The sequence below is a fragment of the Lactobacillus hamsteri DSM 5661 = JCM 6256 genome, from assembly GCF_000615445.1.
GTDB classification, from domain to species: domain Bacteria; phylum Bacillota; class Bacilli; order Lactobacillales; family Lactobacillaceae; genus Lactobacillus; species Lactobacillus hamsteri.
In genome coordinates this window covers 81548-97150 of sequence record NZ_BALY01000001.1, presented here as the reverse complement: position 1 = coordinate 97150, position 15603 = coordinate 81548, and the positions used below count along the sequence as shown (strand labels likewise).

The 15603-nt window shown below is 35.5% G+C and carries 12 protein-coding genes, 3 pseudogenes and 1 riboswitch; of the genes and pseudogenes, 6 read left to right on the top strand and 9 right to left on the bottom strand.

Going from position 1 to position 15603, the window contains the following annotated elements; genetic code table 11:
* Positions 1 to 62: 62 nt before the first annotated feature.
* A complete protein-coding gene (gene udk, locus JCM6256_RS00470; protein WP_025079895.1) occupies positions 63 to 704 on the top strand; it encodes a uridine kinase in 642 nt (213 codons plus the stop codon).
* Positions 705 to 772: 68 nt separating this feature from the next.
* On the opposite strand, the gene JCM6256_RS00465 is transcribed toward udk, so the two are convergent.
* The 4 genes from JCM6256_RS00465 to JCM6256_RS00450 form a co-directional block, all read right to left on the bottom strand.
* Positions 773 to 1351: an ECF transporter S component gene (locus JCM6256_RS00465; RefSeq protein ID WP_025079894.1), complete on the bottom strand. Its 579-nt coding sequence runs from the start codon at positions 1349 to 1351 to the stop codon at positions 773 to 775.
* A gap of 52 nt (positions 1352 to 1403) precedes the next feature.
* Positions 1404 to 1493, bottom strand: a riboswitch (TPP riboswitch).
* 32 nt (positions 1494 to 1525) lie between these two features.
* Positions 1526 to 3295, bottom strand: coding sequence for an ABC transporter ATP-binding protein (locus tag JCM6256_RS00460; protein ID WP_025079893.1), 1770 nt, complete (start codon positions 3293 to 3295; stop codon positions 1526 to 1528).
* Entirely contained in the window at positions 3295 to 5031 is a 1737-nt protein-coding gene (locus JCM6256_RS00455) for an ABC transporter ATP-binding protein (protein ID WP_025079892.1), read from the bottom strand. Before JCM6256_RS00455 ends, JCM6256_RS00460 begins: the two co-directional genes overlap by 1 nt.
* Entirely contained in the window at positions 5028 to 5477 is a 450-nt protein-coding gene (locus tag JCM6256_RS00450) for a MarR family winged helix-turn-helix transcriptional regulator (RefSeq protein WP_025079891.1), read from the bottom strand. The genes JCM6256_RS00455 and JCM6256_RS00450 overlap by 4 nt, the downstream gene beginning before the upstream one ends.
* 214 nt (positions 5478 to 5691) lie before the next feature.
* On the opposite strand from JCM6256_RS00450, the pseudogene JCM6256_RS09310 reads away from it, so the two are divergent.
* A pseudogene (locus JCM6256_RS09310) lies at positions 5692 to 6174 on the top strand (histidine phosphatase family protein); the annotation flags it as partial.
* 111 nt (positions 6175 to 6285) lie between these two features.
* Here the strand turns inward: JCM6256_RS09310 and phnD (JCM6256_RS00440) are convergent.
* From phnD (JCM6256_RS00440) to JCM6256_RS00430, 3 genes and pseudogenes are all read right to left on the bottom strand, one after another.
* On the bottom strand, positions 6286 to 7224 hold the full coding sequence (gene phnD / locus JCM6256_RS00440; RefSeq protein WP_025079890.1) for a phosphate/phosphite/phosphonate ABC transporter substrate-binding protein: 939 nt from the start codon (positions 7222 to 7224) through the stop codon (positions 6286 to 6288).
* A 194-nt stretch (positions 7225 to 7418) separates the two neighbouring features.
* A pseudogene (gene phnD, locus JCM6256_RS09305) lies at positions 7419 to 8356 on the bottom strand (phosphate/phosphite/phosphonate ABC transporter substrate-binding protein).
* 222 nt (positions 8357 to 8578) lie between these two features.
* Positions 8579 to 9661: a M42 family metallopeptidase gene (locus JCM6256_RS00430; protein ID WP_025079889.1), complete on the bottom strand. Its 1083-nt coding sequence runs from the start codon at positions 9659 to 9661 to the stop codon at positions 8579 to 8581.
* A 112-nt stretch (positions 9662 to 9773) separates the two neighbouring features.
* Here JCM6256_RS00430 and JCM6256_RS09300 point away from each other — a divergent pair.
* The 3 genes and pseudogenes from JCM6256_RS09300 (at position 9774) to JCM6256_RS00415 (ending at position 12368) form a co-directional block, all read left to right on the top strand.
* A pseudogene (locus tag JCM6256_RS09300) lies at positions 9774 to 10978 on the top strand (multidrug efflux MFS transporter).
* Between the two features lie 9 nt (positions 10979 to 10987).
* Positions 10988 to 11566, top strand: a complete 579-nt coding sequence (locus JCM6256_RS00420) for a hypothetical protein (RefSeq protein ID WP_025079888.1) — start codon at positions 10988 to 10990, stop codon at positions 11564 to 11566.
* 1 nt (position 11567) lies between these two features.
* Positions 11568 to 12368 carry a MurR/RpiR family transcriptional regulator gene (locus tag JCM6256_RS00415; protein WP_025079887.1) on the top strand — a complete coding sequence of 267 codons (801 nt, stop codon included), beginning with the start codon at positions 11568 to 11570 and terminating at the stop codon, positions 12366 to 12368.
* A 31-nt stretch (positions 12369 to 12399) separates the two neighbouring features.
* Here JCM6256_RS00415 and JCM6256_RS00410 read toward each other — a convergent pair whose 3' ends face one another.
* Positions 12400 to 12879, bottom strand: coding sequence for a VOC family protein (locus JCM6256_RS00410; RefSeq protein WP_025079886.1), 480 nt, complete (start codon positions 12877 to 12879; stop codon positions 12400 to 12402).
* A 21-nt stretch (positions 12880 to 12900) separates the two neighbouring features.
* Positions 12901 to 13878, bottom strand: a complete 978-nt coding sequence (locus JCM6256_RS00405) for a Gfo/Idh/MocA family protein (RefSeq protein ID WP_025079885.1) — start codon at positions 13876 to 13878, stop codon at positions 12901 to 12903.
* A gap of 364 nt (positions 13879 to 14242) precedes the next feature.
* Here JCM6256_RS00405 and JCM6256_RS00400 point away from each other — a divergent pair, with 364 nt between their 5' ends.
* Complete coding sequence (locus tag JCM6256_RS00400; RefSeq protein WP_025079884.1) at positions 14243 to 15577, top strand: solute carrier family 23 protein; 1335 nt, start codon at positions 14243 to 14245, stop codon at positions 15575 to 15577.
* Positions 15578 to 15603 lie beyond the last annotated feature (26 nt).

Below are 15603 nucleotides of genomic sequence, written 5' to 3'. Positions count from 1 at the left end.
AATAAGTTGTCATAATGGGCTTTTACCGTTAATATGTTATTGATTAATTGAAGGAGAATAACATGACAACACTTGATAAACCTGTCGTTATTGGAATTGCTGGTGGTTCTGGCAGTGGAAAAACTACTATTGCGCATGAAATTGCGGAAGGAATTACCGATCAAGATCGAATCGTAATTATTACGCAAGATTCTTACTACAAAGACAATACTGGCGTACCAATGGAAGAAAGAATGAAGATCAACTACGATCATCCTGATGCTTTTGATATGCCACTTCTTGAGGCTCAAATCAGTCAATTGCTTCACCGTAAGCCAATTGAAATGCCAACTTATGATTTTACTGCCCACACTCGAAGCGAAAAAACCATTCATATTGAACCAGCTGATATCATCATTCTTGAAGGAATTTTGGTTCTATCTAATGAAGACATTCGTAACCTAATGGATATCAAGGTTTATGTTGATACTGACGATGATATTCGCTTTATTCGTCGTCTTGAACGTGACATGAAAGAACGTGGTCGTTCACTTGACTCAGTAATCAATCAATATTTGGGTACAGTTAAGCCAATGTATCATCAATTTATTGAACCAACTAAGCGTTATGCGGACATTATTGTTCCTGAAGGCGGAGAAAACAATGTAGCAATTGACATGCTTACTACCAAGCTTCGTTCAATCTTAATCGATAAAGACAAATAAAAGATGAAAGCTAGAATCGATCGATTCTAGCTTTTACTTTCTTAAATTAATATTTCATTAGTAGTAGACTAAGCAATTTCAGGTTTAAAAATCTTATCAAATAAATTAGTAATTACTTTTACCAAAACCCCATCAAAAATTAATGCAGAGATTATTCCCGCAATAAACATCGCAACTTGTAAATTAACGGAATACTTATACCAACCATACAAGAAATATTGTGGAATATATGCACCTAAACTAGCAAAAAATGCTCCGGTTAAAACACTAAACCATGAAAATTTTTCATAGCGTGATTTTTTAGGGAAAAAGCCTATTTCATTAGCGGCACCTTGAATAAGTCCTTCTAAAATCGTTAACGCGCCCCATTGACCGCCAATTACCATTTCAACAATAGAAGCTAAAAGTTCACCTAAAGTTCCTGAACCCTTTGTCGGCACAAAATACATAGCAAGTGGCGCTGCCATAAACCATAGTCCTGAAAAAGCCATGTCCATTACGGGCGCATATCCTGTTGGCAAAAGCGCTAATTTAGCTAGGTTATAAATATTATTGAAGCCATAGGTGTAAACTACGCCCATGATAATTCCAATTAAAGCAACTAAAATAATTGCTTTAACATCCCACTTTGATGATCTTTTAAACATAAAAAGCTCCTTACTAGCCAATCAATAAGCCAGAAGGAGCACAATAATCATTATCTTCTTTAAAGCACTTCCCTTACGCAAGCATTGTCTTGTTCAGGTTCAAAGGGTATTTCTCAGCTTTTCAGCACCCCTAGTGACTTATGTTTTATTTAAATCGCTTTAATTATAGCATACTTACTCAAACGCAGTCTGATCAGTATAAAGCTTATAATAAAAGCCTTTTTGCTTAAGCAATTCGTGATGATTGCCCTCTTCAATAACATTGCCATCTTTTAAAACCACGATTTTATCTGAATTAAGAATTGTCTTCAAACGGTGAGCAATTACAAAACTAGTTCTACCAGCAATCACAGCATCCATTGCCTTTTGAATCTTTTCTTCCGTTACTGTATCAACATTTGACGTTGCTTCATCCAAAATCAAAAATGGTGGATTAGTCAAAATAGTTCGCGCAATTGAAATTAATTGTTTTTGTCCCGTTGAAAAGACTGAGCCACTATCGCTAACTTGTGTTTCGTAACCTTCAGGTAAACTTTCAATAAAATCATGAATATTAGCTTGTTTAGCTGCAGAAATCACTTCGTCCATCGTAGCATCAGGCTTACCGTAGCGAATATTATCGGCAATTGTTCCTGAAAATAGTACTGAATCTTGCAAAACAATACCCACATTATTTCTAAGAGAACCCAATTTTATGTCACGAATATCAGTTTCATCAAAAGTAATTTTTCCTGAATCAACATCATAGAAGCGATTAATCAGGTTCATGATTGTTGTTTTACCAGATCCTGTTGGCCCCACAACCGCAACTGATTTACCTTTATCAACTGCAACGCTGACGCCATGTAAAATTTCTTTATTTTTATTATAACCAAAGTGCACGTTTTCAAGCTTAACGCCTTTATTTAATCCAGAAATTTCTTCACCATTTGGCACAGCTTTTTCATCTGGTTGTTCTTCAACTTCGGCTAATCTTCTTGCCCCTGTTAAAGCAAGCTGAATCATGGAGTAAATTGAAGTCACTTGCGTAATTGGTTCAAAGTAAGTTTGTGAATATTCAACGAAAGTAACGATCAATCCCAAGCCAATTGCAGTTGTAACCTGGCCGGAAATAATCATCCACGCACCCATGGCAATAACAATTGCTAAGTTCAAAAGATTCAAGCCGTTCATTAATGGGAATAAAATACCTGAGTAAAATTGACCTTTAAACATAGCACTACGTACACGATTGTTGTAAATTTTAAAGCCATCGACAGACTCTTGACGCAAACCATTGGTAATAATTACTTTTTCACCATTAATTTGTTCAGTGATATAGCCGTTCAAATCGCCAATTTCATCTTGCTGTTTATCAAGATAAATGCGAGCTTTTTTCATTAAAATGATACTGACAATTAAAATAAAAGGCGTGGTCGCAATTGTCGTTAAAGCAAGTTGAGCATTCACCATGAACATAATAATGATCGTTCCGATAAAACGAATTCCTTGCGAAATAATTTCAAAAATCGCATTGTTCATCGCATTGAAAATGTTATCCAGATCTGAAGTAAATAGACTTAACAGCTTACCATCTTGATGAGTATCAAAATAGCGTACAAACATTCTTTGAAATTTTGAGAAAAGATTTTCACGCATATCATTAGTTGAATCTGCGTTAAATTTGGACATAACCATCCATGCAATAAAAATTGCCACCATGCTCAAAACATAAAAAGCTAACATTGATCCTAATGCGCTATAGAAAGTATCAATATGTGCGGACCCTTTTTTCAAATCGCCAAGATAAGTAGTCAATGCCGTAACTGAGCGTCCTAAAAAAGTTGGCGCAATAACGGCAGCACCACTTGAAATAAGCGACAAAACAATTACTACAGTAATGCCTTTCCAATAAGGTTTTAAATATTTAGCAAAATATTTAATCGCTTTTTTAGTATCTGTCATTAATTTTCACCTCGCACTTCTCTGGGTTTTTGCGTATTGTAAATTTCTTGATAAATAGGCGACGTTTTAAGAAGTTCTTCGTGAGTACCTTCGGCAACTAACTTACCATCATCTAAAACTAAAATTTTATCGGCATTTTTAACAGAAACAATTTTTTCCGCAATGATAAAAGTAGTCGTATCTGGAAGTTCATGTTCCAAAGCTTTTTGAACCTTCTTTTCTGATTCGGCATCTAGAGCTGAAGTAGAATCGTCCAAAATCAAAATTGGTGATTTTGCCACTAAGCCTCGCGCAATTGATAGACGCTGCTTTTGTCCACCAGAAAAGTTCGCTGAACGTTCTTCAACTTCATGATCGTAGGAATCGTTATAACGTTCAATAAATTCTGAAGCCTGCGCCATCCCAGCGGCTCTTTGCAATTCATGAAGCTTGGCACGATTATTGCCTTGACGCAAGTTGCTGGCAACTGTACCTGAGAATAAAATTGCTTTTTGCAAAACAAATGCGACAGTCTTGCGAAGTGCAGTTTCATTAACATTTTTCAAATTGTGGCCGCCAATCTTTACTTCACCTTTATCGGGATCATAAAGACGCGCAATAAGCTGTGCCAAAGTTGATTTTCCTGATCCTGTAGCACCAACGATTCCAATCATTTCACCTGCATTAACCTTAAAAGAAATATCCTTTAAAGTAGGTGCATCCCCGTCCGGATAAGTAAAAGTAACATCATCAAATTCAACACTGCCACCTAATTTTTCTGTTGATGCATTTTCATTAAATTTAATTGCAGGTTTAGTATCTAAAACTTCCTTGATTCGTCCTAAAGAAATATTTGCTCTCGAGAATTGCATCATCGTCATTCCGGCAATCATAATTGTCCAAAGAAGAGTCAAAATGTAGTTAACAAATGGACTAACTACCGTAACATCACTAGGATGTGCCGCAATATTTTTACCAATCAAGAACACTACCAAAGTAATCACAAGATAGGCAATTAATTGGAAAGCTGGCATAACGGCTGAAAACCAATAGCCAATAACAATGTTATAATCGTTTAATTTGTCTGAAGTCTGGTTAAATTTCTTAACTTCTTGCGGACCTTGATTAAAGGATTTTACAACGCGAACCCCTTGAAGAGTTTCTTGAGCATGATTAGAAATCTCGTCCATTTTTACTTGGTATTTACCAAATAATGCATTCATGCGCTTTAAAACGAATACACCGAAGCCCATAATCAACGCAACCATTAAGACAGTTGCCCACCAATAACGGGGAATGATGATAATACAGAAAATAAATGAACCCACAATTAAAATTGGCATTCTCAACATTTGCATAAAAAGCTGCATAATCATGTTCATAATTTGGTTCATATCATTGATCAACCGCGTAGTTAATGAACCAGCTGAGAATTCTTCAATATTACCGAATGAGAAACTTTGAATCTTTGCATAAGTTTCCTCACGTAAATCACTCGTCACGCCTTGTGCAACCCGCGCAGCAAAATATACATTAAAAATTCCGGCTACAATTGCAATTAATCCTAATACAATTAGCCAAATTCCATCTCGGATTACTGAATCACGATTATCTGCCATAATTGCTTTTTGAATATTTTCTAAAAGTTTAGGTTGATACAAACTTGAAAATGCGGAAACAAAAATTGCAACTAGAGCTAAAATTACGTCTTTCTTATACCGTTTAAAATGCGGCATTAATATCTTAAATGATTTCATTTATTCTCCTTTCCTTTCTGTTCTTTCAAAAAATGACTAAAAGTATCATTCCATTCATCGCTAAGATTTAGTAGCATCTCCATCTTTTCGATACCCATTTTTTCGGCAGTTTTATTTTCTAGTTCAAATAAAGGCTGAATCTTTTTTTGCGCGTATAATTTCCCAGATTCTGTCAACTCACAAAATTTAATTCGCTTATCTTTTTGATCAACTGTCATTTGCAGATATTCTTTTTCCTGCAAAATACGAATACCTTTATTTATTGATTGCTTGGGCATTCCGCTTAAATCAACCAATTCTCTTTGGGTTAGTTTTCCTCGCAAAATTAATTCATATAAAATCACGGTTAAATATCCAGAAAGCTGATTGTGCTTATCCCATTCTTGATAGAGTTTGCTACCTTTAACCATCGACATATTAAGTTGTTCTGTAATTCCTATCTCCATATTTTCACTTCCATAATTTAGTCTACTTGTGTACTTTTTAAAATATTAGTATATAAGTGGACTATTGTCAAACAATACATTAAGAATTGCTATAATGAAGTTGAATCTTTTATTTATAGAAGGGCCAAAAATGACTAAATTATATTTAATGCGCCATGGCGAAACGTATTTTAACGTTTGGCACAAAATTCAAGGTTAGTGTGATTCGCCACTTACACCTAAAGGAATTGCACAGGCAAAATATATTCATGATTATTTTGAAAAAAATAATATTAAACTTACTAAAGCTTATTGTTCAACAGCTGAACGTGCTAGTGATACTTTAGAACTCGTAACTAATTTGCCTTATCAACGTAAAAAAGAGCTTAAAGAATGTTACTTTGGAAACTTTGAAGGACAAGACGAACGTTTAAATCCGCAACCACCTTATAAAGACTTTTTCGTTCAATATGGTGGTGAAAGTGAAACACAACTGCAGGATCGAATGCATAAAGCTATTTTTTCAATTATGGAAAACACAGAAAAAGACGATCAAGTATTGATCGTCTCTCACGCTGGTGCCATCTTAAACTTTCTATCTACATTGAACTTAAATCCTTTCAAAATAAAAGAAAAAGGTTTTAGTAATTGTTCTGTTTTAGTTTTCGATTATAAAAATAAGGAACTGTCATTAGAAAAAATTATTAATCCTAAATGAATAAAGAAAACAGCACGCTTGAAATTATCAAACGTGCTGTTTGTATGTATGAAAATAGTGCAAATAGATTAATTATGAGGGTATTTTATGATCAATCTGAATTAATTTTAATTATTTTTGAATATTGTTTAACTCCTTTTGGTAATTACGAATAATATTGAAGTCCGAATCTTTAGCATCTACGTAGCCATAGTGCTGATAAATGCTTTCAATGATTTGTTTGCCTTTCTTAGACTTAGCAATTGCCTTAAATGCTTTAGAAAGTTTCTTTCTAAATTTTGGATTCATATCATGACGAACAGAAATCGTATCGTTTGGAATCCATTTAGTAAAGTAAATTGGCACGATATTCTTCATAACCTTAGGATCATCTTGAGCAGCAATTGGCCGAGCGTCCGCGAAGGTGAAGCAAGCATCAAGGTCGCCGTTTTCTACAGAAAGAATAGCTTGATCAGCGCCTTTAATTTGAACAATTTTACAATCTTTCAGAACATTCAAGCCTTTTTTATTAAGTTCAACGATTGGAAAGACATAACCCGAACTAGAAGTTGGATCCATTACACCAACTTTTTTTCCTTTCAAATCCTTCCAAGACTTGATTCCTGAACCTTTTTTAACGTAAATTCCGGCACGATATTCATGCATTAACTTATGATTTTGAATTCCCTCAGGTTCCTTATAGCCATAACGTTCCGCTTGAAGCAAAACATCAGCAATTTTCTTCTTGTGAGCTAAAACATAAGCATCGGGCGGCATGAAGCCGACATCAACCTTCTTTGAATCCATTGCTTCAACTAAGCCATCATAATCCGTTGAAACCGTTACGTGAACTGGAATACCTAATTGCTTTTTAAGTAATCCTTCAAGTGGTTTAGCCTTTGCCTCCATCTTATTTGCTTGAACAGATGGAACAAACTCTACATTTAAAACTTTTGGTGTATAACCTTGCTTTGTAGTTGTTCCTTGACTATTTGCTTTGTTGGAACAAGCCGTAGCCATAAACGCAGCTCCAATTGCTAATGCACCGACCAATAATTTATTAAGCTTCATCTTTTCCTCCGAAAATTCGCTTTTAACAGGTGAACAACTAGAGTATATGCAATATATTTTTGTATTTCAATATATTTTCTCAACTATTTTTATGATATTATTAAATAATGTACGTGTGTAGAAGAGGCGAAAACTATATTTTAAAACAAAAAAGTCATATCTACCTTACGCAGATATGACTTTTTACGTATTCATTATTTTTGAATCTTGCTTAATTCTTGTTGGTAATCACGAATAATATCGAAATCTGAATCCTTAGCATCTACATAACCGTAGTGTTCATAAATACTTTCGATAATCTTCTTACCCTTCTTTGACTTAGCAACCGCCTTAAAGGCCTTAGAAAGCTTCTTTCTAAACTTAGGACTCATATCATGACGAACAGAGATCGTATCGTTTGGAATTGGCTTAGTCAAGTAAATAGGAACAATATTCTTCATGATCTTAGGATCATCTTTTGCAGCAACTGGACGAGCATCAGTATAAGTAAAGGCAGCATCAAGATCACCATTTTCTACAGAAATGATTGCTTGATCAGCACCTTTAACTTGAACAACCTTACAGTCTTGCAAAACGTTCAAGCCCTTTTTGTGAAGTTCAACAATTGGGAAAACGTAGCCGGCACTTGAAGTAGCATCCATAACGCCGATCTTCTTACCCTTCAAATCTTTCCAAGACTTGATTCCTGAACCTTTTTTAACGTAAATACCTGAACGATATTCATGAACAAGCTTATTAGTTAACTTACCGCTTGGTTCAGCGTAACCGTAACGTTGAGATTGAAGCAAAACATCAGCAATCTTCTTCTTGTGAGCCAAAACATAAGCATCTGGTGGCATAAAGCCACATCAACCTTTTTAGAAGCCATAGCTTCTACTAAACCGTTATAATCAGTTGAAACCGTTACGTGAACTGGAATACCTAATTGCTTTTTAAGCAAGCCTTCAAGTGGCTTAGCTTTAGCTTCCATCTTATTAGCTTGAACAGATGGAACAAATTCAACATTTAATTCTTTTGGCATATAGCCACTCTTAGTCATTGTACCTTCGCTGTTTGAATTATTTGAACAAGCAGCAGTTATAGCGGCAACGCTGACAGCTAACATCCCGACAAGTAACTTCTTAATTTTCATTTTATCCTCCAAAGAAATGTCCGTTAAAAGCGACATCCTTGAGTATAAAGAAAATCAAGTTTAAAATCAAGAAAAATATGAACAAAAATTCACGCTCATTTTGATATCGTCCGTATTTTGTTCTATATCAAGCTAAACTAGTTAACTTTATTTAAAAAATGCACAAAAAACGCAAGTCACTAAGGACTTGCGCTTTCTTATTATTTAATTAATTGTTTGGAATTAAAGCAACTTAAAACTATCAAGTTTTTCCTTAGTCATATCGCGAATAATTGCTGTGGCTAAGTCAACTGAAGCCTTAAAATCTTTATATGCACTAAAGCAATATGGTGAATGTTCATAACGAACTGGAATACCAATAACGATTGTTGGCGCACCGTTTTCATAATAAATTGCCGCACCATCTTGGCCACCACCAGTTCTAACTGAACGCGTATATGGAATGTTATTCTTGTCTGCTAAATCGCAAGCATATTGTTGGAACTTAGGATTTGGTAAAAAAGTTGTATCCATATCACGAAGCATTGGTCCACGCTTAAGACCTGTTTGTGAAAGCCATTCAGGTTCAAAAGTATCATCGGCTGGGCAGCTTTCAAGAACAATACAAAGATCTGGCTTAACTTTTCTTGCAGTCACATATGCACCGCGAAGGCCAACTTCTTCTTGGGAAGAAAGAGCAGCAACCACATCAAAGTTAGTTTCTTCACCTTTCAAGTTATCTAAAATATCAACCATAGCGCCGGCACCGAAACGATCATCGAAATCTTTACCGAAGAACAAACCTGTCTTTTCGTTGTATTCGCATTTTACATCGACAAAAATTGGGCAACCTGTATCAATTTTAAAATCGTTAATCGTTTCTTCACGGCTAAGTGAACCAACATCAATGGACATGTCTGCAACTTCAGGAACATTATTGCGTTCAGCAGCAGTCATAAAGTGAGGCGGCTTAGTAGCTATAACACCGGGAATATATTCACCATCACGATTTCTAATTTTAACTTTTAAAGCTGGAATATTATATTTTACCCAACCACCAAGGGGAACAAATTTGATCATTCCGTTAGGACGAACAGCTTGCGTAATAAAACCAACAGCATCTGAGTGGGCATCCATTTGAATAACTGGACGATCACCTTTATTTTCTTTCTTAGAAGCATAAAGATTAAGCATGCCATCAACTTCAACGTTGGCAGTTTCCTTAACGTGATCTCTGAACATCTTTACAAATTCTTCTTCAAAACCAGATGTAGAATTGGCATCTGAGAAGTCCTTTAACATTTGGATTTCTTGTTCTTTTTTCATAATGAACCTCTAACTAAAACTTAGTTTTAAATCAATTTATTCTTAATTTCAATTATAATGGAAAGAAAAACGAATTTTAACCATTCTACTCAAAATTAGAAAAGAGATTTGTGTGAAGACTGAGAAACCTATTTGGAAAAGAAATTTATTCGTCTTATCAATTGCCGTATTCGTGGCAGGGATTGCATTTTCAGAAATTATGCCATTCCTGCCTTTATATATCAGCACGCTAGGTAATTTTACGCACCAACAATTAAACTTTTGGTCAGGATTTATTTATTCTGGAACATTCTTTGTTTCGGCAATCATTTCGCTTGGTGGGGCAAACTTGCTGATAAAAAAGGCCGCAAACCAATGATTTTGCGAGCATCCCTCGGCATGGCCATTGTTTTAGGATGCATGGGCTTAGTCACAAACGTTTGGCAACTATTCGCTCTAAGAATGCTTCAGGGAGTTTTTGCTGGCTTTATCTCAAACTCAAACGCCTTAGTTGCTACCGAAACGCCTAAAATCCACTCTGGACAAGCATTAGGAACAATTGCATCTTCAACTACTGCCGGCACCCTGCTTGGGCCACTTGTCGGCGGAGCCTTAACTTCAATCTTTTCTTACCGGATCACATTTTTCATTACCGGCGGACTACTTTTAATTTGCTTTTTCCTTAGTTTATTCTTCGTTCATGAAGATGACTTCAAGCCTGTTACTGAGAAAAAGCTCGACAAAGCTAGTGGCGTTATTAAAGAATTACATAGTCCTCAGCTTATTTTCGGGCTTCTTTTAACGACCTTAATCATCCAAGCAGCTAACAACTCAATTAATCCAATCGTTTCTTTGTATGTTCGTCAGCTTTTAAACGGTCACGGCAATGTTGTCTTTATTTCTGGCGTTATTGCGGCACTTCCGGGTATTGCAACCTTTCTTGCGGCATCACGCTTTGGTGCTCTCGGCGACAAAATTGGAACGCATAAAATTATTATTGCTGGCTTTATCGGTGCTACAATTTTGTTCTTTTTAACAGCTTTTGTACAAAACACCGTCGAGCTTGGTATTTTACGCTTTCTTGTTGGCTTCACGGATGCCTGCCTTTTCCCACAAGTTCAGACAATGCTTACTAAAAACTCACCTGCGAAAATTACTGGCCGAATCTTCTCTTGGAATCAGTCAGCAATGTACATTGGCAACATTGTAGGTCCGCTTTTGGGTTCAACTATTTCCGGTCTGTCTAGCTACAGCATGGTCTTTATCATTACTGCTGGCATAGTTGTTTTGAATTTAATCTTATTTAGAATTAACGTTATTCGTAATATTAATAAATAGAGGAAAATTATGTTTAAAAAGATTTCAATACTTATATTTTCATTGTTTATGTTTACTGCTTGTTCAAATCAAAACAATACTCAAAAACAAGCAAGCTCTTCTAATAAACCGAAAACTCACTATCAATCTAAAAATTCTCAAATCAAATCTACTAAACCTAATCTAAAGAAAAAATATCACGGTTTAAAATTAATGACTGTTCCATCTGAATTTAGGGGAACTTGGTATCGTAGCGACGCTTTTTCAAAAAAAGCTCGTAAATTAATAATTACTAATCACTTAGTAAACGAATCTGTTCTTTACAAAAAAGTTGGCAAATTTAAACTTGATCATAATTCTACTAAGCAAAATAAAGAATATGCCGGCAATATCTCTCTAGGTAAGTATTTGCAAAAGAATGGTCAATCTTGGCTAAGAGTTACCGATATTTTGGGTCCCGTTGACTTAGTTTATATTACCGGAAACTTTAAGGGGCATGAATGTCTATATCTCGCCTATTCTTCGGGTGACATCCACAGTGCAATTTTTAAAGACGCTAAAACGGCCGTCAAATATCGTAAATATGATTTTTCAAAAGTAAATAACTGATATGACTTTAAAATTATTTTCAAACCAACAAAAATATACTAATACTGAAGAAATTGTCATCACCTATCTAGAAAAGAATTTAGATAATATAGACGATCTAACTATCAATGAATTAGCTAAGCAAACCCATACTTCAAATGCCTCCATTATTCGTTTATGCCACAAAACCAATTCTTCAGGCTTTCCCGAATTAAAAATAAAATTAATAAAAGAACGTGAAAAGCAAAAGTTTATCAATAATGACGTAGATTTTTCGTTTCCGTTTACGCCTGCTGATAACTTGGATGAAATAGCAAAATCGATGACTAATTTATACTCCAACGGTTTAAAGCTTCTATATTCATCCCTCGATATGACTACCATTGAGCAGATTGCCAAAAAATTACTCTATGCTGATCGAATCTTTATTTTTGGTATCGGCGATTCTGGTTTAACTGCGCGCAGTTTTATCAATAAAGTTAACAAGCTTAATATTTACCCCATCTTTGCTTCCGAAAATAATGAAGCTAGCAGCAACAGTCAACATTTACGGGAAAATGACATTGCACTAATTGTTACTTATGGAACGAGCAGTGAAGAATATCAAAACGTTATGAATAATCTATCTATTGGCGATGGTAAAACTATCATTATCACGGCTGATTCTTCTAGCAATTTAGTTAAAAAAAGCGATTATTCTTTAATCATTCCCGATGAAGAAAAAAAGCATAAAGTAGCCACCTTTTATTCTCAATTTGCTTTCCATTATGTATTAAATTTAATTTTTGCCATCCTTTATCGCGAAACAATTTTAAATAACTAAAAGAGTCCTGCCTTTACAGAACTCTTTTAGTTTACTCATCAATATGACCAATTTTTTGATATGATTTTTCGGTAAATTGTTGTACTTCAAAGCGATTACCATCGGGATCTGCAGCCCAAAATTGCCAAGTCTCCGACGGTCCTTTTGAAGGTTCGCTAATAATTTTTATGCCTGTTTTTTTAAATTCATCAAAAGTCTTGTGAAGATCATCGACAGTTAACGAAAAGTGATTTAATCCTGTCCGCTTGTACCATTCAACATCGTGAGGAAGATCGGTATTAGGAAACATTTCAATAAATTGACCAGGAACAATTTCAAAGTAAGCATACATTATTCTTTCTGGATCAGTTTGAGCAATCTTTTGTTGTTCAGGACGATCGGGACGGTTTAAATATTCCTTATATTTAACCTCAACTTTCTTTTTGAGGCCAAGTTTATTTTCATAAAAATCAACCATTGCATCCCAATCATCAGCGACAATATTAACATGCATCAAAGAATTAAATTTCATCTTAATCACCTCAAATTTACTCTATTCCAACTCAAGACCGGCATTATCACAAGCTTTTTGGACAACTTGCATAACTTTATCACTATGATTAAGCATTTTCTTCGTTTTATCCATATCATGATCTTTAATCATACGAGCGAATTCATTAAATTCTTCGTACATGCGATGTGGGTAAACCTTATCATCAATATGTTCCGTCTTTTCATTTCCATGATACATATCGAATGAATCCATTACATTAGCCGGACCATTAACTACAATTGTGCCATCTTCGCCTTCAATCATTGAAGTTACTGGCGCCGCACAATCTTTAGCAGCAATTGAAACCGCCTTAAAATCACCATAATCAAGAAGTAGCATGCCTGAAGTATCAACATTTCTTTGAATATTGGCAACATAATGAACGCTCTTTGGCATTCCAAATAAACCAACTAAGAAGTGAATGTTGTAAATATTCAGATCCATTAAAGCACCGCCACCTTTTTTAGGATCAAAGACTGGCAAAACTTTACCTTCTTTAAAGGCGTTATAACGATGTGAATATTGTGAATAATTCATTGAAACAATGCGAACTGGGCCAAGCGATTCTACTTTATCTTTCAACTCTTTGTAGTTAGTCAAATATTGGTTGGTAATTGCTTCAACTAAAACTAAATCTTTTTCTAAGGCTAATTCTTTTAATTCCTTGAATTCAGCGTATTTAACAGTAAATGGCTTTTCACAAATGACATTTTTACCAGCATTCAAGGCTTTCTTCACAAATGAATAGTGTAAAAAGTTAGGAACGCCAACATAAACAGTATCAACATCAGCATTATTTAAAGCTTTGTCATAATCTGTATAAACTTCTTGAATTCCATATTCTTTTTGAAGCTTTTCCATTATTTCTTTATCATTTGACGTACCAACAATTGCCATTAATTCGACATCTTTTAAGTCTTTAGTAATCGTTAACCAATCTTGAACGATAAAACCTGCACCTGCAATAAGTAATTTCATTTTATTTCTCCATTTCTTTTTCGTTTCTTGCTAATTCTATTTTTCCATGCTAAGAAAATTCTTTTAACCAAAAATATCATTTCAGGTTGAAAGGTTCAGGATTTCATGAGTAATTGATATATTTTCTGAACTAAAAGTTCAAAAATCTCATTGACAAAATTCCTAAAAGCTAGTTAAATATAGACAACAATTGATGACCTTTAAATTAGTCCCGTGAGGCTAGGAAGGAAATCTGCATTTGCGACGCTTTTTTGCGTATGCCAAAACAGAAAGACCATCTTGGGCACGGAGTCCAGGTGGTCTTTTTTCTTCGGTCATCTATTAAACAATGTTGTTTGTTTCAATAGAAACATGAGGGAGTTTTATGAATAAATCTAAGAAACCTTTCCGTAATTCGGAAGCGATTTTAGATGTTTACGAGAAGCCTGAATTCGGGCAAGGCGTACTCTTATCGCTTCAGCACATGTTTGCCATGTTTGGTTCGACTGTTTTGGTTCCAATCTTAATCGGAATTAGTCCCAGCATCGCACTATTATCTTCAGGTGTTGGTACTTTGATTCACATGGTCTGTACCCACTTCAAGATTCCAGCATATCTGGGTTCAAGTTTTGCCTTCGTTGCTACAATGCAGGCTTTGATGAAGGCAGATGGTTATCCAGCTGTTGCACAAGGTGCAATCGCCGCAGGTTTAGTTTACGTAATCGTTGCAATTATTATTGGTCAAATTGGATCGGCTTGGGTTAACAAAGTTTTGCCACCGATTGTCGTCGGGCCAATTATCATCGTTATCGGTTTGTCACTTGCTACAACAGCTGCTAACGACGCCATGCTTAATCATCAAAAGTATGATTTAACTTACTTTGGCGTAGCCATCTTCACCTTGGTTATGACTTTAATATTCCAAATGTGTTTCAAGGGCTTCACAAGCTTAGTTTCAATCATGCTCGGTATCGTCTGTGGCTATATTCTCTCCTGCTGCTTAGGAATCGTTGATTTCTCAGGTGTTGAAAAAGCCGCTTGGTTCTCACTTCCAGCTTTAGATGTTCCTGGAATCAGCTATCACTTTAAATGGTATCCAGCAGCCATCTTGGCAATGGCACCTATCGCCTTTGTTACCATGACTGAACATATGGGACACATCATGGTTTTGAATTCATTAACCAAGCGTAATTTCTTCAAGAATCCTGGTCTTCACAGAACCATGCTTGGTGATGGTCTTTCAACAATTATCGCAGGGTTCATCGGTGGTCCACCAACAACTTCATATGGTGAAAACATCGGTGTATTGGCAATGACCAAGGTTCACTCAGTTTGGGTCTTAGCCGGAGCCGCAGTTTGTGCGATCATCTTCAGCTTTGTTGGTAAACTTGCCGCAATTATCGAATCAATTCCAATGCCAGTTATCGGCGGGATTTCCTTCCTACTCTTTGGAACCATCGCTTCTAATGGTTTGAAGATTCTAGTCGATGATAAAGTTGACTTTGGCGAAAAGCGCAACATGCTTATTGCTTCAGTCATCTTGGTAATCGGAATTGGTGGTGCATACTTGCAACTTGGTAGTTTCCAATTAACTTCTGTCGCTCTTTCAACAATCATCGGTATGATTCTTAACTGGGTATTGCCAAAACAAGCTGCCAGTGAAAAAGCTTTAGAAGAAAAGAATAAAGCAGAAAAGCAAGAAGGAAAAATTTACCAATAGAACTATTTATTTAAAGATCAAAAAAA